Genomic DNA, 20,160 nt, shown 5'->3' with positions numbered 1-20,160 from the left:
CCTAGTCATTTTTAAAAACGTCTTTTTTAATTTCAATGGTTTGACTTTTTTTATCGTATAAATGGTTATTAATCACTAAATAATCCATTTCTGTAGACATAAAACATCGATAAGCATCTTCAGGGTTGTTTACTATAGGCTCTCCTCTTACATTAAAACTGGTATTGACTAAAACCCCAACTCCAGTGATTTTTTTAAAATCATTAATCAACGTCCAATATTTTTTATTGGTATTTTTAGATACCGTTTGAATTCTTGCGCTAAAATCAACGTGGGTTATAGATTGAAGCGAACTTCTTTTCGTATAAAGTTTATCCCAATAATTTAGATCAGAATAATTTTCCGGCAAGTCACATTTTATTTTTTCTGAAATTTCTTTAACCAGCAGCATATAAGGACTTTTTAAATTACCCTTAAAGAATTCATTATAATCTTCTTCCAGAACAGATGGAGCAAAAGGTCTGAAGCCTTCCCTGTATTTAATTTTTAGATTTAATTTTTTTTGCATTTCAGTGTTTCTCGGGTCTGCTAATATAGATCTGTTGCCAAGGGCACGTGGGCCAAATTCTGATCTTCCCTGGAACCATCCTATCACAAAACCCTCAGATAACAGCCTTGCAGCTTCTTGCGAGATTTGTTCAAACCCTTCATGATAAACCGAGGCTGCCTTGTATTTTTTATTCATTATAAGAATTTCCTTATTCGAATAATATGGACCTAAATAAGACCCCTTCATTGTATCATAAGAATTTGTGCAAACTCTTTCCTTTTGAAAATACATATAATTTGCAGCAAGAGCAGCTCCTAAGGCGCCACCGGAATCACCGGATGCTGGTTGTATATAAATATTCTTAAATAAATTTAAGCCATGAATTTTACCATTGGCAACACAGTTTAAGGCAACCCCACCAGATAGGCACAAATTATTGGAATTTGTAAGGCGTTTAGCTTCTTTTGCCATTTTAATTACAATCTCCTCAGTAATATCCTGAATTGCAAAGGCCATATTGCAGTGGGATTGCAGTATTTCATCTGAATCTTCTCTAACTTTTAATCCAAATAAAGTCTCAAATTTTTGATGGTCGATCATTCTACCGCCACTGGCATATTTAAAATATTTTTGGTTTAGAAATATGGAACCATCTTGCTTAATATCAATTATCTCATCTTTTATTTTTGAGATATAAGCTTTTGTTTCTTTAGATTCTGGATTGCCGTAAGGGGCAAGCCCCATCAGTTTATATTCCCCTGAGTTTACCCTAAATCCCATATAATAGGTGAATGCACTGTAGAGCAAACCTAAAGAATGAGGAAAGTATAGCTCTTTTAAAATTTCAATTTTATTGCTTTTTCCAATTCCAATAGATGCTGTACTCCATTCCCCCACACCATCAATGGTAAGTATCGCGGATTCTTCGTAGTTGGAAACAAAAAAACAACTGGCAGCATGAGAAAGGTGATGCTCTGAAAACAGCATTTTTACTTTTTTAAGATCGAAATCCTTGTCAATATTTTTTAAGTGATCTTTCAATAATTTTCTGAAGAAAATCTTTTCTTTTATCCAAATAGGAATTGATCTTAAAAAAGAGACCAGGCCTTGGGGCGCAGTTGCGTAATATGTACTTATTAACCGTTCGAATTTAAGCAAAGGTTTGTCATAAAATATAATTGCGTCTAATTCGTTCAACGATAAACCGGTTTCTTCCAGGCAAAATTTAATTGAATTTATTGGGAAATCGGGAGTATGTTTAACTCTGGTAAATCTTTCCTCCTGAACGGATGCTATAACCTCATTATTGACAATAATACTCGCCGCAGAATCATGATAAAAACAAGATATGCCTAAGATTTTCATCTATTATTTTTAAACAAAAATATAGGTTTCATTTATATAACCTAATATATTTGATATTTAAATAAGATATGGATTCGCACCGCTATTTCAAAAAAATGAAAAAGGTATTTTATGATTACAAAACGCTATATATTTTTTGCATTAAGTTTTTTTGTTGCAGTATATTTTTTCGGAATTGCCACAGGACACTATAAATTTTTTCCATTTAACATTTTGTTTAGCCTTAAAAGTCAGGTCATTAATAATTCAGGTGATAAAAGAAATTTTGAAACAGGTAATTTGGAAGAACAAAATGTACCCATTGATTCTAAAACTGGAATTTACTTAACCTATGGGCAATCAAACGCTGCGAATCATGGGCAAATTGGTTATGAGGTTAGGCAGGGGGTTTATCAATATCATGATGGAAAAACTTACATCTATAAAGATCCCTCGTTGGGTGCAACAGGGGATGATGGCTCTGTATGGGGGATGGTTGGTGAGAAATTGATCAAAAGTGGTTTACATAAGCAAGTGATTTTCTCGAACAGCGGTTATGGAGGTAGAAGAATAGAGGATTTAAATAAGGATCCATATTTAAATCACTTGATAAAAAATCACGATCAATTGGTGAAGGATTATGGTAGAGTTGATGCTATTCTTTATCACCAGGGCGAAATTAACCATTCAAACAAATATGGAAATTCTAATTATTACGAAGATTTTAAAATCTTAGTTGATAATTTAAAAGCTCGGGGAATTACAATACCCATCTATTTATCAAGAACTTCAATTTGTGAAAATGATTCAGATGCTACCCTTTTAGAAATTCAAAATAAGATTATCCAGGATATGGATATAGTTTTCCCCGGACCAAATACCGATTTGTTATCAGAAAAAAAATATAGATTACCGGATAATTGCCATTTTTCAACTTTAGGCTTTGAAAAGTTTTCTGATATGTGGGTTATGGCTTTAAACAACGAAATCTAATTTTATTCATTTCCCTCAAAATTAGGGTTGTTCCTCATTATTTCTAAGCTTTCTTAATCTGATAAAACTAAAAAAACCACCTTTTTGATAATAATCAGCAATTCCGAAGTTATAACCTATTAGAATTGCGCTAAGACTATTAGGAACTTTATTAAACGTATTTTTATTAAATATTTTACATTTTCTTTATGAGTTCAAAGGGAAGGTCTAAAATAAGAAATACTATCTTTGCCGCTGATTTAAAAATTTTAAAGTTGATGCTCAAAGAACAATTTTCAAAATTAAGTTCTAAAAAAATATTGGTAACCGGTGGCGCTGGTTTTATAGGTTCTAACCTTTGTGAAAAGCTCTTAGAGCTTGGTGCAACAGTAGTTTGCCTGGATAACTTCGCTACAGGAAAAAGAGAAAATCTTGCCGCAATTATAGACATTCCCAACTTCATCTTAATAGAAGGAGATATTCGAAATCTTGAAACCTGCCATAAAGCAGCAAAAGGAGTGGATTATATCCTGCACGAAGCCGCCTTAGGCTCAGTTCCAAGATCCTTAAAGGATCCAATTACAACCAATGAGGTTAATGTATCAGGATTCCTGAATATGTTGGTTGCTGCCCGGGATGCTAAAGTAAAACGCTTTGTTTATGCGGCCAGCTCTTCTACTTACGGCGATTCAGAAAACCTTCCTAAAGTTGAAGATGTGATAGGAAAACCGCTTTCTCCTTATGCCATCACAAAATATGTAAATGAACTCTATGCCGATATTTTTAAATCTGCCTATGATCTGAATACCATCGGATTGCGATATTTCAATGTTTTTGGAAGAAAACAGGATCCGGATGGTGCTTATGCTGCGGTAATCCCAAAATTTGTAATTCAGTTGATGAATCACGAATCACCTTTGATAAATGGTGATGGTACTTACTCACGGGATTTCACTTATATAGATAATGTGATCCAAATGAACCTTCTTGCGCTGACTTCTGAAAATGAAGATGCGGTAAACCAGGTGTACAATACCGCTGTGGGTGACCGGACAAATTTATTGGAGCTTACAACCTTATTAAAAGAAAATTTATCCAAATACGATCCGGAAATAGCAAATGTTGAGATCAAACACGGACCAAACAGGGCGGGGGATATTCCACATTCGTTAGCTTCAGTTGAAAAAGCAAAAACATTGCTGGGATATGATCCTCATTTTAAAATTAAAGAGGGTTTGAAAGAGGCGGTGGAGTGGTATTGGAAAAATTTAGCCCCCTAACCCCCTAAGGGGGAATTTTGAAATTGTTTAGTTAATTTCAATTTCCCTGGAGGTTTTCTAAACCGAATTAACCAATTACCGAATTAACAAATTAACCAATTACCGAAATAACAAATGAACAATATTAAAATTGCAGTAATAGGATTAGGGTATGTTGGCCTTCCATTGGCAAGATTATTTGCAACCAAATTTCCTGTAGTAGGCTTTGACATAAACCAGGGAAGAGTAGATGAACTTAAAGGTGGTCACGACAGCACGCTGGAAGTTGAAGATGATCTTTTAAAATCGGCTTTGGTGGATAAACCTTCAGGTGAAAATGGACTTTATTGTTCTACGAATCTGGACGATATAAAAGATTGCAATCATTATATAATCACAGTTCCTACTCCGGTAGATAAAAACAATCGCCCCGACCTTACGCCTCTGTATAAAAGTAGCGCGAGCATTGGAAAAGTATTGAAAAAGGGAGATATCGTAATTTATGAATCTACTGTTTATCCAGGTGTTACAGAAGATGAATGTGTTCCCGTACTTGAAAAAGAAAGCGGACTTAAATTCAATGTAGATTTCTTCGCCGGTTATTCTCCGGAAAGGATCAATCCGGGTGATAAGGAGCATACGGTTGAAAAAATATTAAAAGTTACCGCAGGTTCAACGCCGGAAATCGGAATAAGGGTCAATGACTTGTATGCTCAGGTTATCACCGCGGGAACCCATTTGGCTCCAACTATTAAAGTTGCTGAAGCCGCCAAGGTGATTGAGAATTCTCAACGCGATATCAACATCGCATTTGTTAATGAGCTGGCAAAGATCTTCAATATGATGGATATCGATACCCAGGACGTGTTGGAAGCAGCGGGCACAAAATGGAATTTTTTACCATTTAAACCAGGACTTGTAGGAGGGCATTGTATAGGAGTGGATCCTTATTATCTGGCTCAAAAAGCACAGGAATTGGGGTATCACCCTGAAATTATCCTTGCAGGAAGAAGAATGAACGATTCAATGGGACAATATGTAGCTTCAGAAGTTGTTAAACTCATGTTGCAAAATGACCTGAAGGTAAAAAACGCAAATATCCTTGTTCTTGGAATTACCTTTAAGGAAAACTGTCCGGATGTAAGAAATACGAAGGTGGTGGATGTTATCAAGAATCTTAAGGAATACGGAACAAATGTTACTATATACGATCCTTTGGCCAATCCGGCAGAAGTGAAACACGAATATGGACTGGAAACGTTTAAGACGATGCCAAATGAAAAATTTGATGCGGTGGTTTTGGCTGTTTCTCATAAGGAATTCCTAGAATTGGATTTGGATAAGTTTAAGAATGGAAGTACGGTTGTTTATGATGTTAAGGGAGTTCTTGGTGACAAATGCGATAAGAAACTATAATCGTTGATTCGGGAATTGTGATTTGGGATTCGTTAATTCGTTAATTCGGGATTGGTTAATTCGTGATTTGTGATTTGTGATTTGTGATTGGTTAAATAGGGATTAGTAAATTTGATATTAGTTAATTAGATTGTACCAGTTCAAATAATTATTCAACCGTTTAACCAATTAACCATTTAACCAATTAACTAAATATGGCTTCTAATTTCGAGACTTTGGATTGTTGGAAAGAATGCTATAGTTTAAAGCTTTTTGTAAAGAAGGAGATTTTAATTAAACTGCCAAAAACCGAACGTTTTGAATTATATTCCCAGTTATTGAGATCAGCGAGGTCTGGCACTGCAAACATTGCCGAGGGTTGGGGAAGATATCATTACAAAGAGAATATTAAATTTCTTTTGAACGCAAGAGGATCGGTAGCTGAAATATTAGACCATGGAATTGAGGCAAAAGATTGCGAATATATTTCAGAAGATGTTCTTAAAACACTCCGGAATAAAGTGGAGTTATGCCTGAAGCTAATTAATGGTTATATCAAATATTTAAGAAATAGAACTAATGAATAAATGGAAGTTAATTTTTAAATAGTTAATCCGACCTGAAGATTAAGTAACTATTTAACCAATTAACCATTTAACCAATTAACCAACAATGAAGATAAAAAACATTTGCTGCATAGGAGCCGGTTACGTAGGAGGGCCAACAATGGCTGTCATAGCTCAAAAATGTCCTGAAATAAACGTGACTGTTGTAGATATCAACGAAAAGAGGATCGTGGCATGGAATGATGAAGATGTTGAGAATATTCCAATTTACGAGCCGGGATTGTCTGATATAGTCAAGGAAGCCCGCGGAAGGAATTTGTTCTTTTCTACAGATGTTGACGCAGCTATTGATAAGGCAGATATGATCTTTATCTCGGTAAATACGCCCACCAAAACCTACGGGATTGGAAAGGGAATGGCTGCCGATTTAAAATTCATAGAACTATGTGCAAGACAAATTGCACGGGTTTCGAAAAACGATAAAATAGTAGTAGAGAAATCTACATTGCCGGTGCGCACGGCAGAGGCTTTAAAAAATATTCTGGACAATACCGGGAACGGGGTTAACTTTCAAATTCTTTCAAATCCTGAATTTCTGGCTGAGGGTACTGCGGTGCAGGACCTTCAAAATCCGGACAGGATATTGATTGGAGGCGACATTGACACAGCAGAAGGACTGGATGCAGTACAGGCACTGGTTGATGTATATGCCCATTGGGTACCTGAGGAAAATATTTTAACTACAAATGTCTGGTCTTCTGAATTATCAAAACTATCGGCAAATGCCTTTCTGGCGCAGCGTATCTCCAGCATTAATGCAATGAGTGAGCTTTGTGAAAAAACGGGAGCCGATGTGGATGAAGTAGCGAAGGCGGTGGGGATGGATTCCAGGATTGGACCTAAATTCTTAAAAGCCTCAGTCGGTTTTGGAGGCTCTTGTTTTCAAAAGGACATTTTGAATCTGGTGTATATTTCAAAATCCTTTGGCCTTACTGAGGTGGCCGATTACTGGGAGCAGGTCATCATTATGAATGATCACCAAAAAAGAAGGTTTGCATCCAATATGGTGAAAACCTTATACAACACTGTTTCAGGAAAGAAAATTGCAATTTTGGGGTGGGCCTTTAAAAAAGACACCAACGATACCAGGGAGTCTGCCGCTATATATGTGACCGATTATTTACTGAATGAACAGGCAGATGTAGTGGTGTATGATCCAAAAGTGAAAGCTGAACAGATCTATGTAGATCTGGAATATTTAGGCACACATAGCAGTGAGGAAATTCGCAACAGGGTAAAAGTGGTGAACACCGCTGAGGAAGCTTGTAAAGATGCCCATGCCGTTTCAATTTTAACCGAATGGGATGAATTTAAGAATCTGGACTGGAAAGCAATTTATGAGAATATGTTAAAACCCGCCTTTCTCTTTGATGGTAGGCGACTATTGGATCGAAAAACGAAAGAAGAAATTGGATTTGAGTTCTATTCGATTGGTGGCTATTGATTTTCTTTATTTTAAATTTGAAGTTTTGTTAGCAAAAATTTAAGACATAGTATGTTTTAAAATTTGCTAAATAGAACTTCTCTAATGATATAATAATTATGAACAATTTATATTATAGTACTTAAATGTCCTTAAAGGAAAAGGCTATTTCTGGTTTGATCTGGACATTTGCACAGCAATTCGGTCATCAATTAATAGGTTTTATTGTTTCCGTGATTTTGGCACGGATACTTCTACCTGCAGAATTCGGTTTGATTGGGATGATTTCAATATTTTTTGGCGTTGGAATGGTATTGTTGGATGGAGGTTTAACTCAATCCTTAATAAGAAGCAAGGAGTTGGATGAGGATGATTATTCCACAGTGTTTTTTTTCAATCTCTTTGCGAGTTTTGTTATTTATGTAATAATCTATATTTCAGCGCCATTAATTGGAAATTTTTATGATCAGCCCATATTAATTACAGTAATAAGACTGTATTGCTTAACATTTATAATTTCAGGTTTTGGCGCCGTTCAGCAGGCCCGTCTTACAAAGAATATGGAATTTAGAGTTCAGGCCTTGATGACGGTCCCGGCCACATTAATTGGTGGGGGAGTAGGTGTTGCTATGGCTTATATGGGGTATGGGGTTTTTAGTTTAGTATGGAGTCAAATAGTTACTTCGGTTATTAGTGTTTCCCAGCTATGGTTTTATACTAAATGGATGCCAAACCTTACCTTTAATTTCACAAAATTTAAAGATCATTTTAATTATGGATATAAACTTACGCTTTCTAACTTACTAAATAAAATTTTTCAAAATTTGTATATAATAATTATAGGTAAATATTTTTCGGCTGCACAGGTTGGTTTTTATACTCGTGCTGATTCAACTACCAAATTACCTGTAACAAATATTTCCAATGCGCTTAACAAAGTGACATTTCCTATGTTTGCGGCAATTCAGGAAGATAATGTTAGATTAAAACGTGTTTATAGGCAGTTAATGCAGATGGTAGTATTTGTGATTGCTCCGATTCTTATTTTGATGGCAGTATTGGCCGAACCAATTTTTAGGTTTTTATTTACTGAAAAATGGTTACCGGCGGTTCCGTATTTTCAAATATTGTGTATTTCCGGAATTTTACACCCGGTCCATACTTATAACCTAAATGTACTTAAAGTTAAAGGAAGAAGTGATTTGTTTTTAAAGATATCTATTATTAATAAAGTTATAACTATTATAGGAATTATAATTGGAATTCAATTTGGTATTTTTGGTTTATTATATGCTCAGGTAATAGTTAGTTTCACCACATTTTTTTTACACGCATATTACACAGATCAATTTATTAACTACTCCGCATGGGAACAGATAAAGGATCTAATCCCAATCATTTTGCTTTCCCTGTTGTGCGGGGGTATAATCTTGTATTTAGATTTATTACTTGTTAATTATCTAGATTTTTTTAGAATAATCACCGGTTTAACTGTAGGGGGAGGAGTTTATTTTCTTCTTGCATGGATTTTTAAATTTAACAGTATCGGAGATTTAAGGAAAATCGTACTGAAAAAATGATTATAAATTATTGAATAAAAAAGTTAGGAAATAAATAAGACAAATTTAATTTAAGAATTGAGAAGATGAAATTAAACGATAAATCCATATTAATTACAGGCGGTACTGGCTCTTTGGGGAAAGCCCTTACAAAACATATCTTAGGTAAGTATCCAAATATAAAAAGACTTGTGATTTTTTCCAGAGATGAACAGAAGCAATTTGAAATGGCACAGGATTATCCTTCCAATAAATTTCCGCAAATCAGATTTTTTATTGGAGATGTAAGGGATGAAGCAAGGGTTAAAAGAGCTTTAAAAGGAATAGATTATGTTATTCATGCTGCAGCTATGAAGCATGTTCCCATAGCAGAATACAACCCTATGGAATGTGTAAAAACAAATATTATGGGCGCAGAGAATATTATTAATGCTTGTCTTGAAACTGAGGTTTCCAGGGTGGTGGCTTTGTCAACTGACAAAGCTGCGGCACCCATTAATTTATATGGAGCTACAAAACTTGCCTCGGATAAATTATTTGTGGCTGCTAATAATATTACCGGATGGAATCCAATTAAATTTTCTGTTGTACGTTATGGGAATGTTATGGGGTCAAATGGTTCCGTTATTCCTTTCTTTCTTAAAAAGAGAAAAGAGGGTATCCTACCCATTACTGATCCTACCATGACCCGGTTTAATATATCCTTGCAAGGTGGTGTTGACATGGTCATGCATGCATTAGAGCACGCCTGGGGTGGAGAAATTTTTGTTCCTAAAATACCATCTTATAAAATAACCGATGTCGCTGAAGCTATTGGCCCGGAATGTGAAAAGCCGGTTGTAGGAATTCGCCCCGGTGAAAAAATCCACGAAGAAATGATAACATCATCCGATTCTTATTATACCTATGACCTAGGAAAATACTACACTATTTTACCTTCAAATCATAAATGGAAATTAGATGAGTTTATCGATAATTTCAAAGCTGAAAAAGTAAAACCCGGATTTCAGTATAATTCTGCTGAAAACGAAGAATGGGAAAGCATTGAAAATCTAAGGAGTTTGATAACAGAACATGTTGATCCAACATTTGAAGTTTAGTATAGGTGAAGAATGAAGTTTCAACGGAAAATAGTGAAACAGCTAACACTTAACAGTAAAAAAAATGAATTTTGAAAATAGAAATAAAGAAGCGGATCAAAGTTTCAAGGTAGCAGGCAACCTTGGCCCGATACCATACGGCCGACAGAACATAACCGAAGAAGATATTCAGGCTGTTATTGAAACCCTGAAATCTGACTATTTAACTCAGGGACCAAAAATAGCTGAATTTGAAGAGGCTTTTTCTGGGTATGTTGGGAACAAATATGCTGTTGCAGTTTCAAACGGTACCGCTGCTTTGCACCTATGCGCAATGGCTTTAAATGTGCAGGAAGGTGATAAAGTAATCACTACGCCTATTACCTTTGCGGCTTCGGCCAATTGTGTGAGGTATTGTGGCGGGGAAGTTGTTTTTGCTGATATTGATCCTCAAACCTATTTGCTTGACATTAAAAAAGTGAGGGAACTTCTGGAGGCATCTCCAAAAGGAACCTATAAAGGAATAATCCCTGTAGATTTCGCCGGCAGGGCAGTAGATTTGGAAGCTTTTAGAAACCTGGCAAATGAATACGATCTATGGATTATCGAAGATTCCTGTCACGCACCCGGCGGACATTTTATAGACAGTAATGCAAAAAAACAGAACTGTGGAAACGGGAATTTTGCAGATTTGGCAATATTTTCATTTCATCCCGTAAAACATATTGCTTGTGGGGAAGGAGGAATGATCACTACCAATGATGATAAATTATATGAAAAACTCCTTCAATTAAGGACACATGGAATTGTAAAAGATGAAGGTAAATACAAAAATACACCCGAATTCGCTATAGGTTTAGACGAATCCCGAATCCCGAATCCCGAATCCCCAATCTACCCTAACTGGTACATGGAAATGCAGGATCTGGGATATAATTACCGCTTAACTGATTTTCAGGCAGCCTTGGGTAGTAGCCAGTTAAAAAGGGCAGACAGAGGTTTAGCAAAAAGAAAAGAAATTGCTGCGACCTATTTGAAGGAATTTAAAGGGAAGGATTTTATTAAAGGGCAATCCGGGGTTGTGGAAGGTCACGCCTATCACTTATATGTAATTGAAGTTGAATACAGATTAGGCTTATACAATTTTTTACGTGAAAATAATATTTTTGCGCAAATACATTATATCCCTTGCCATTTAATGCCTTATTACAGGGAATTTGGTTGGAAGGAAGGTGATATGCCGCATGCTGAAAACTATTATAAACATTGCCTTAGTTTACCGATGTATCCAACTTTGACTAATGATGAACAAGAATTCGTTATTAGAAAAATCAAAGAATTTTTTAGTTAGATGAAAGCAAATACATTGGAATCCGAGCGTTTAGTGCTACGTCCCCTTACTTCTGCACATCTGTCAGAGCGTTATGTAAACTGGATGAATGATCCAGCCGTTTATAAATATTTAGAATCCGGAGGGAACTATTCAATTGAACAATTAAAGGATTATCTGGAAGAACAAGAAAAAAAGGATATCCTATTTTGGGCTATTCATTTAAAAGGTTCAAATATGCATATTGGCAATATCAAAATTGATCCGGTTGATAAAATTCAAAAATCAGGTGAATATGGAATAATGATTGGCGCGAAGAATGAATGGGGTAAAGGATATGCAAGGGAAGCATCATTAAGGGTGATAAATTATTGTTTTCAGGAATTGGGGTTTACCAAAATCTCCTTAGGAGTAATTGAAAAAAATATTGATGCTTTAGAATTGTACAAAAAAATGGGATTTAGAATTGAACGAACGATAGAAAATGCAGGTGTTTACCAAGGAGAAACATGTAATTCTGTCAGAATGGTTTTAGTAAATAAGGATAGTAATTTAAAAAAAATAATACTAGGCACTGTACAGATGGGGTTACCATATGGTATCAGTAATAGTTCAGGTAAAATTTCATTAGAAAATAGCATCAAAATTTTAGAATATGCTTTTGAAAGTGGCATTGAAATTTTGGATTCAGCAGAGGCTTATGGCGATGCACATCATGTAATTGGTGCATTTCATAAAAAACATCCAACTGAAAATTTTAAAATTATTACAAAATTACCACATCAAACGGATGTGAATATTGATGAAAAGGTAGATGGATATTTGAATGATTTAAAAGTTGATCAATTACACGCCTTGCTTTTTCATAGTTTTTCAAGCTATAAGGTTAATATTGACAATTTCGATGTCTTAAGGAAATTAAAATCCGATAAAAAAGTTAAATATTTGGGTGTATCGGTTTATACAAATGAGGAGATTGAGGAGGTTATTTTAAATGATGAAATTGACATAATCCAGTTGCCTTTTAATCTTTTTGATAATAATAGGTTAAGAGGTGAAATATTAAAAAGAGCAAAAGCCAAAGGAAAAATTATTCATACAAGATCAGCGCTTTTACAAGGATTATTTTTTAAAGATATTAATGATCAAAAGGAAATTGTTCAAAAATTAAAAGATGAATTAATCCTCTTATCAGATATTTCCAAAAAAGACAATGCCTCTATTTCTGAATTGGCATTAAGTTATTGTCTTTCTCAAAATATTATAGATAATGTGCTAATTGGTATCGATTCTATAAAGCAATTAAAAGACAATATTAAGTCTGTAAATTATAAAATAAGGCCAGGTACAATCGATAAAATTAATTCCATTAAAATAAAAAATAAAGATTTATTAAATCCTTCATTATGGAAATAAAAGTCATTTTGATAACTCAGGCCAGGAAGGGGAGTACAAGACTTCCCGGTAAAATATTAAAAAAAGTTCAGTGCAAGGAGTTGCTGAGAATTCATCTTGAGCGTTTGAAGAAATGTAAAGCGATAAACAAAATTATAGTTGCTACTACAACTCAAGCTAAAGATGAGGAAATTGCAAATCTGGTAAGTAACTGGGGTTTCGACAGTTTCCGCGGTTCTGAAAATAATGTGCTGGACAGGTACTATCAGGCAGTTTTAGATTCAAATTATCAACCCAATTGGATCGTAAGGGTTACTTCTGACAATCCACTTATAGATCCGGAATTAGTTGACCAGGTTGTAGAATTTGCACAACTTAATAATGTCGATTATGTTTCTAATGGTTTTGAGAACCAATATCCCGATGGTCAGGATGTAGAAGTTTTTAAATTTAGTGCATTGGAGAAGGCATGGAAGGAAGCAAAATTGGGTTCGGAAAGGGAACATGTAACCCCTTACATCCGTAACAATTCTGATGTTTTGGGTGGCACATTATTTTGCGCTAAAAACTACCCATGTGAAAAAGACTTTTCTAATATAAGGATGACCGTGGATGAAGAACTTGATTTTAAGGTCATAGAAACATTAATCTCAAATTTAGGCACTGAGAAAAGTTGGAGAGAATACACTCAATATATTATTGATAATAAACTTTCTGAAATAAATGCAGAAATTATCAGAAATGAAGGGTATCAAAAATCTTTAAAAAATGATTTAAAATGAAATGAGCATAACAGAAATTTGAAGCAAACACCAATGAAGATATGCGAATTACTCTCGGTAGTTATCGGGAGACCAATAAAAAAACAATAAAGATCTAAATATGAAACAAGGTACAGGACAAAAATTATATGAAAAAGCCAAAACATTGATTCCTGGAGGAACGATGTTACTTTCAAAGCGCCCGGAAATGTTTTTACCAGACCACTGGCCATCGTATTATTCTAAGGCTAAAGGCTGTAAAGTATGGGATTTAGATGGTAATGAACTTTTAGACATGTCTATTATGGGGATTGGCACTAATACCTTAGGGTACGGTAATGATGAGGTTGATAATGCCGTGATTGAAACAGTTAGGAAAGGAAATATGAGTACTTTAAATTGCCCGGAAGAAGTATATTTAGCCGAAAAATTAATAGAGATTAACCCATGGGCAGATATGGTAAGGTTTGCACGTACTGGAGGGGAGGCAAATTCAATTGCCATTAGAATTGCTCGTGCGGCCTCTGGTAAAGATAAAGTAGCTATTTGCGGTTATCATGGTTGGCATGATTGGTATTTATCGGCAAATCACAATGAAGGGGATGAGCTCTCGGGTCATTTACTTCCCGGCTTAAGCCCGAATGGAGTACCTAAAAATTTAAAGGATACTGTTTTTCCGTTTAACTATAATAATTACGATGAACTTCTGGCTATTATTGAAAAGAATGATATCGGGGTAATTAAAATGGAAGTTATTAGAAATTTTGGACCTGTAAACAACTTTCTACAAAAGGTTCGGGATTTGGCAACTCAAAAAAACATTGTATTAATTTTTGATGAATGTTCCTCGGGATTTAGAGAAACTTTTGGTGGTATTTTTCAAAAATTTGATGTCGAGCCGGATATGGCCATGTTTGGGAAAACATTAGGAAATGGTTATGCACTAACCGCAGTAGTAGGTAAAAAATCAATTATGGAAGCTGCTCAATCGACGTTTATAAGTAGTACGTTTTGGACAGAACGTATTGGGCCTACTGCTGCTCTTGCAACCTTAAAGGTAATGGAACGTATAAAGTCCTGGGATCTTATTACAGAAACGGGTAGTAAAATGCAAAAGGGTTGGCAAAACCTCGCAAATTCACATGGATTGGATATTACAGTTTCAGGAATTTCGGCAATGACTACTTACGGCTTTAACAGTCCTAATGCCCCTGCATATAAGACATTTATTACCCAAGAAATGTTGAAAAAAGGTTTTTTAGCAAGTACCCATTTTTATGCCTGTACAGAACATACTGATGATCATTTAAATTTATATTTTGAAGCTTTAGATCATGTATATGCAACAATTGCCAAATGCGAATCTGAAATATTGAATATAAACGAATTGTTAGACGGACCTATTTGTCATGGAGGGTTTAAAAGACTAAATTAAGCGTTATCAATGAAATTTTATAAAGTTTTACATAACCAAATATTTTCTAAAGGTGAATTTTCTATAGTTCCCATACGATATGAAGACCGCATGTCTATTTTAAAATGGAGGAATGAGCAAATTTATCATTTAAGACAGGATAAACCGCTTACGGAAGAAAATCAGGAGCTGTATTTTAATACAGTTATAAATAAACTTTTTGATGAAGAGCAACCTAAGCAAATATTGTTTTCATATCTGCAAAATGATGTTTGTATTGGTTATGGAGGATTAGTTCATATAAATTGGACAGACAAAAATGCAGAAGTTTCATTTATTATGAATACTGAGTTAGAACAAGATTATTTTTCTAAGCATTGGACTTTTTTTTTACAGCTAATAGAACAAATAGCATTTAAAGAATTAAATTTTCATAAGCTCTTTACTTATGCTTTTGACTTACGACCGCTTATATATGAGGTTATTGAAAATGCTGGTTATATCAAAGAAGCAATTTTAAAAGAACATTGCTTTTTTAATGGAAGCTATATAGATGTAGTTATTCATTCGAAATTTGAAGAAAGATGATTTTAAAAAAACATATGGATAGTGAAGATTTGGAAAAAAAAATTTCAATTTTTTTTTCCAAAATACGATTTGGAAGATTTTTATCAGATCGTTACTTAAAACAGGAAGATGCTTTAAATTTAGAAACGAAAAGGTTTTTAAAATATGTAGAGACCGGTCATGTTATTTTTATAGTTGAAAAAAATGAATTGTGTGGGCTTATTGGTTTTAGGGAATCTGAATGGGATAGTAAGCATTTTGGATATAAAGTTGCTAAAATTGATTATTTTCTTATGAATGAAAATTACATTAATAGTAAAAACGGTGCTTTATTGTTGATTGATTCATTCCATCTTTGGATAAATGAGCAAAATATAAAAGTTGCAATTACAAAAATTGACAGCAACTTTTTTGATGTTTCTGAAGCATTACAGAAGAATAATTACATTTTTTATGAATGCATAACATACAGGAATTTGAGAAAACTCAACTTAATGGAGCCAACATTTGATAGCACAAAATACCGATTTGCTAACCCGGAGGATATTACACAAATCAAATCAATTGCTCTGAGTAACACCTTTGAAAAATCTCACTTGTTCTTAGACAATAAATTTGAGACAGAAAAGGTCCAGGCAATGTATGTAAAATGGATAGAAACAGCATTGAATCCTCTTTCAAAAGATAGGGTGATTGTGATTGAGGAAGATAATGAAATAGCTGGTACATTTATTTATAGCCTTCCAAACCTTCCTGAATTTCCAAATTTGAAATTTTCCAAATTTGAGTTCTTGGCTATTAACAAAAAATTCAGAAAGCGAGGTCTTGGTAAAAAGCTTTTTGAAGCTGCTATTTTATCTTCCATTAATGATGGTGTAGATATTATAGATAGTACTTTAGTGGATAAAAATATAATTTCTCAAAATATACACGAGGAGTATAATTTCAAATTAGTAAATACATTTTATACTTTTCATAAATGGTTTTAATGAGTTTTGAAATAAAAAGAAATAATATGAAGATTAATAATTTTAGTATCGGAGGTAACGAACCAGTTTTTATTATTGCTGAACTTTCAGCAAACCATAATGGTAATCTTGATATTGCATTAAAAAGTGTAAAAGCAGCAAAAAGAGCCGGAGCTGATTGTATTAAATTACAAACTTATACTCCGGACACGATGACAATTAATAGTAATAAAACTGATTTTCTACTTAAAGGTACCATTTGGGAAGGAAAAAACCTTTACAATCTCTATGAAGAAGCTTATACTCCCTGGGAATGGCATGAAGCAATTTTCGACGCAGCAGCTGAAGAGGGTTTAATATGTTTTTCTTCACCTTTTGATAAAACTGCGGTAGATTTTTTGGAAGATTTAGATACTCCTGCCTACAAAATCGCTTCATTTGAGATCACTGATATACCATTAATAGAGTATGTTGCCTCTAAAGGAAAACCGGTTATAATTTCAACAGGAATTGCCGGGCAGGAAGATATAGAATTGGCTTTGGATGCCTGTAAAAGGATGGGGAATACCGATATAGCCTTATTAAAATGTACTTCCTCTTATCCGGCACCTATTGATGAAGCCAATATGGTTATGGTAAAAGATCTGGCGGAACGCTATGGAGTGATCTCCGGCTTGTCTGACCATACTATGGGTTCTACTGTACCTATAGTTGCTACCTGCTTTGGGGCCAAGATTATAGAGAAACATTTTATCCTGGATAAATCAATTGGCGGTCCCGATGCTTCTTTTTCCATGGATGAAACGGAATTTACTGAAATGGTTAAAGCGGTAAGAGAGGCAGAAAAAGCGATTGGAAAAGTAGATTATACCTTAACCGAAAAACAAAAAAAAGGCAGGGATTTTTCCCGGTCTTTGTATGTTGTGGAGGATATTAAAGCTGGAGAAATTATCACCGAAAAAAATGTAAAATCTATTAGGCCAGGATTTGGGCTACATCCAAAATATTTAAATGGGATATTGGGAAAAAAATTTAATGCAGACATATTTAAAGGGAGCAGGTTGGAAACGGGCAATTTTTAAATCTACAGCAAAATTTAAATTTATTTCAGTTAATCGAAATTTGAGAATGGAATCACAGAGTCTGATATTAATAGCGAGACCAATTGATTTTTTATTTGCCTTGGAAGTTGTTAAAAGATTTGATAATGATTTTTTTTTAATATTCATTTATCCAAATAGTCATCCTCAGGAGAAGAAAGCCATTGACTTTCTCTTCAAGGAATTTGGAAAATATTTCACCAATGTAGAATTCATTCATTTCAATACCCCCTTTAAAAATGATTTCATTAATCTACATTTCTTCAATTTATGGTTTTATTTTAATTATGGAAACAGAAAGATTTATTTGATTTCAACTTCTGGCGGTGTAAAAGGTCGAATCATATATAAGTATTTAAAGCCTAGAAGGCTTATTTTTACTGATGAAGGCACTTCTTCTTTTAAAAAATTTACCGAAATTTTTAATACCGCAAGATATTTCCCTCATCCCAATAACACTTTTTATAAATTATTATATAAAACTTTAAGAGTTTATGATCTAAAAAACTTCGGTCAACTTGAAATATTTACCTTATTTGATTCTCTAACCAACTTGGAAGGAAAAGTGGAAATTACAAATTTGAAAAATTGGAGAAATATTTTAAAGCTTAGAGATTTTGGAATAAATACTAAGGAAATAATAATACTGGGAAGTGTACCTTCATCTATAAACATGGATTATTCAATTTATAAAAAAAAAATAGAAAAGATTTATGCAGAAAATCGTGGATTGCAGATTTGGTTTAAACCTCATAAAAATTTTCCTGATAATTTAGGGTATCCAGAATTAAAAACCGAGCTTCCAATAGAATATTATCTTCTTGAGAGAAATAGTGTACCTGTGATTTTGTATAGTTTTGGTAGCACGTCAAATATTACATTAAAGAAGCTTTTTCCTGAAATAAATGTCGGTAATTTACTTTAAAAATATAAATAAAAAATTTTATTTTGCTAATTAAATAGTAAGAGGATGCACTTTTATTATTAATTTTCACCTGTTAAAATGCTCTTTTTGGGCTTTCCACTGGGACATTTATACTTTCTTTTAGTCATTACATCAAATACAATCTTTTTTCCCTTTTTAGGTAAAAGGATATTGAACTAATTAAATCAATTAAATGATCAAAATACTTTATATAATTGATTCTCTTGTATATGGGGGAGCAGAGAAAAGTTTAATAGAGATAACTACACGCTTTCAAAATATAGAACCTGTTTTTATTCAAGTTTATAGAGGGGATAATCAAAGTGAAGTTTTAAAAAGTGCAGGAATTCGTTTAATTGCGCTCAACCTAAGTGAAAAATATGGTTTTAACAAAGCCATTTCTAAAATTATTCCTCTGATTGATCAAATAAAACCGGATATTATACATTCTACCCTATATAGGTCAGATGTAATATCCAGAAGGTTAAAGGATAAGGTGAAAATTCCTATTGTAAATAGTTTTGTTAGTAACTCTTATAATAAAGATAGATATGCAAAACTTAGTTTTGACAAGAAAATAAAATTGAAGTTAATTCAATATTTTGACCAATTAACTGCTAAAAAGGTTGATCTGTTTATTTCCAATTCCCACATAATTAAAAAGGACAATGCTCGTGTATTAAAACTTCCATTGGATAAAATAATGGTAATTCCACGAGGACGTTTTTCAGAAAATTATATTTTTAATATCTCAGAAATTGCAAAATATAAGAAAGAATTAGGATTTGAAAATAAGAAGATTATTTTAAACGTAGGACGCCTTATAGAATCCAAAGGTCAATTGGATTTAATAAGAGCTTATTCTAAAATTAAGGATGAAAGTTCAGACTCTTTATTATTAATAGCTGGGGAAGGTATTTTTCGTGAAAATCTAGAAAAAGAAATCATTGATTTGGAGATGCAACAACATGTTTATCTTTTAGGTAATAGAGATGATGTCCCTAAATTATTAGCCATAAGTGATGTTTTTGTATTTCCTACATATTTGGAAGGAATGCCAGGATCTCTCATAGAGGCTATGTTATCTAAAACCGCTATAATTTGTTCTGATATCCGGGAAAACAGGGAATGTATGCCTCCTAAATTTACTAATTATTTTAATCCCGGAGATATTAATAAATTACAGGCTCTAATGGCAAAAAGCATCTATAATCTTGAATCAAAGGAAAATTCAATTCAGGAAACATACGAATTTGCAATTCAAAATTATGAAATTAGGATAATAGTGAAAAAATATGAGACCACTTATCGGTATTTATTAATGGAAAACTTGAGTAATAAATAATTTGACTTATTCCTAGTCAAATTTAATCGTTTTTTTTGATAAAGGGGAAAAATAATTAGCTCAAACAAAAATAATTTTCCGATTTATCAATATTTAATTGAAATAATTGTTGATTCATATTTTATTCCACTCAATCTGCCACTACATTATAATATAATAACTTACCAAAGGAATATTTAAAAATCCTTTTATAATTGTTAAGTATATA

The 20,160-nt window shown here is 33.6% G+C and carries 17 protein-coding genes; 16 read left to right on the top strand and 1 reads right to left on the bottom strand.

Going from position 1 to position 20,160, the window contains the following annotated elements; all coding sequences use genetic code 11:
- Window position 1: 1 nt before the first annotated feature.
- Window positions 2-1,855 (bottom strand): carbamoyltransferase family protein, encoded by a 1,854-nt coding sequence (locus ACKGJN_RS05790; RefSeq protein ID WP_409538506.1) that lies wholly within the window; start codon window positions 1,853-1,855, stop codon window positions 2-4.
- A gap of 111 nt (window positions 1,856-1,966) precedes the next feature.
- Between ACKGJN_RS05790 and ACKGJN_RS05785 the strand changes: the two genes are divergently transcribed.
- The 16 genes from ACKGJN_RS05785 to ACKGJN_RS05710 all read left to right on the top strand — a co-directional run bounded on the left by ACKGJN_RS05785 (window position 1,967) and on the right by ACKGJN_RS05710 (window position 19,952).
- Window positions 1,967-2,827, top strand: a complete 861-nt coding sequence (locus tag ACKGJN_RS05785) for a sialate O-acetylesterase (protein WP_409538505.1) — start codon at window positions 1,967-1,969, stop codon at window positions 2,825-2,827.
- Between the two features lie 257 nt (window positions 2,828-3,084).
- Window positions 3,085-4,086: an SDR family oxidoreductase gene (locus ACKGJN_RS05780; protein ID WP_409538504.1), complete on the top strand. Its 1,002-nt coding sequence runs from the start codon at window positions 3,085-3,087 to the stop codon at window positions 4,084-4,086.
- A gap of 114 nt (window positions 4,087-4,200) precedes the next feature.
- Window positions 4,201-5,481: a nucleotide sugar dehydrogenase gene (locus tag ACKGJN_RS05775; protein WP_409538503.1), complete on the top strand. Its 1,281-nt coding sequence runs from the start codon at window positions 4,201-4,203 to the stop codon at window positions 5,479-5,481.
- Window positions 5,482-5,675: 194 nt separating this feature from the next.
- Window positions 5,676-6,047: a four helix bundle protein gene (locus ACKGJN_RS05770; RefSeq protein WP_409538502.1), complete on the top strand. Its 372-nt coding sequence runs from the start codon at window positions 5,676-5,678 to the stop codon at window positions 6,045-6,047.
- Window positions 6,048-6,132: 85 nt separating this feature from the next.
- A complete protein-coding gene (locus ACKGJN_RS05765; RefSeq protein WP_409538501.1) occupies window positions 6,133-7,530 on the top strand; it encodes a UDP-glucose 6-dehydrogenase in 1,398 nt (465 codons plus the stop codon).
- 125 nt (window positions 7,531-7,655) lie between these two features.
- Entirely contained in the window at window positions 7,656-9,089 is a 1,434-nt protein-coding gene (locus ACKGJN_RS05760; RefSeq protein WP_409538500.1) for a lipopolysaccharide biosynthesis protein, read from the top strand.
- 65 nt (window positions 9,090-9,154) lie between these two features.
- Window positions 9,155-10,168, top strand: a complete 1,014-nt coding sequence (pseB, locus tag ACKGJN_RS05755) for a UDP-N-acetylglucosamine 4,6-dehydratase (inverting) (protein WP_409538499.1) — start codon at window positions 9,155-9,157, stop codon at window positions 10,166-10,168.
- Between the two features lie 64 nt (window positions 10,169-10,232).
- Window positions 10,233-11,498 carry a UDP-4-amino-4,6-dideoxy-N-acetyl-beta-L-altrosamine transaminase gene (gene pseC / locus ACKGJN_RS05750; RefSeq protein ID WP_409538497.1) on the top strand — a complete coding sequence of 422 codons (1,266 nt, stop codon included), beginning with the start codon at window positions 10,233-10,235 and terminating at the stop codon, window positions 11,496-11,498.
- Window positions 11,499-12,893: an aldo/keto reductase gene (locus ACKGJN_RS05745; RefSeq protein WP_409538496.1), complete on the top strand. Its 1,395-nt coding sequence runs from the start codon at window positions 11,499-11,501 to the stop codon at window positions 12,891-12,893.
- On the top strand, window positions 12,884-13,654 hold the full coding sequence (locus ACKGJN_RS05740) for a cytidylyltransferase domain-containing protein (protein ID WP_409538495.1): 771 nt from the start codon (window positions 12,884-12,886) through the stop codon (window positions 13,652-13,654). The genes ACKGJN_RS05745 and ACKGJN_RS05740 overlap by 10 nt, the downstream gene beginning before the upstream one ends.
- A gap of 100 nt (window positions 13,655-13,754) precedes the next feature.
- Window positions 13,755-15,068 carry an aminotransferase class III-fold pyridoxal phosphate-dependent enzyme gene (locus ACKGJN_RS05735; RefSeq protein ID WP_409538494.1) on the top strand — a complete coding sequence of 438 codons (1,314 nt, stop codon included), beginning with the start codon at window positions 13,755-13,757 and terminating at the stop codon, window positions 15,066-15,068.
- Between the two features lie 9 nt (window positions 15,069-15,077).
- Window positions 15,078-15,635 (top strand): GNAT family N-acetyltransferase, encoded by a 558-nt coding sequence (locus tag ACKGJN_RS05730; RefSeq protein ID WP_409538493.1) that lies wholly within the window; start codon window positions 15,078-15,080, stop codon window positions 15,633-15,635.
- 14 nt (window positions 15,636-15,649) lie between these two features.
- Window positions 15,650-16,603, top strand: coding sequence for a GNAT family N-acetyltransferase (locus ACKGJN_RS05725; RefSeq protein WP_409538492.1), 954 nt, complete (start codon window positions 15,650-15,652; stop codon window positions 16,601-16,603).
- Between the two features lie 26 nt (window positions 16,604-16,629).
- Window positions 16,630-17,664, top strand: coding sequence for a pseudaminic acid synthase (gene pseI, locus ACKGJN_RS05720; protein WP_409538491.1), 1,035 nt, complete (start codon window positions 16,630-16,632; stop codon window positions 17,662-17,664).
- Complete coding sequence (locus ACKGJN_RS05715) at window positions 17,594-18,607, top strand: hypothetical protein (protein ID WP_409538490.1); 1,014 nt, start codon at window positions 17,594-17,596, stop codon at window positions 18,605-18,607. Before pseI ends, ACKGJN_RS05715 begins: the two co-directional genes overlap by 71 nt.
- A gap of 193 nt (window positions 18,608-18,800) precedes the next feature.
- On the top strand, window positions 18,801-19,952 hold the full coding sequence (locus ACKGJN_RS05710) for a glycosyltransferase (protein WP_409538489.1): 1,152 nt from the start codon (window positions 18,801-18,803) through the stop codon (window positions 19,950-19,952).
- Window positions 19,953-20,160: the final 208 nt, after the last annotated feature.

It is taken from the genome of Gillisia xinjiangensis, from assembly GCF_046298265.1.
GTDB lineage: Bacteria > Bacteroidota > Bacteroidia > Flavobacteriales > Flavobacteriaceae > Gillisia > Gillisia xinjiangensis.
Note: the sequence above shows the minus strand (reverse complement) of the source record. Positions and strands in the feature narration are given on the sequence as shown.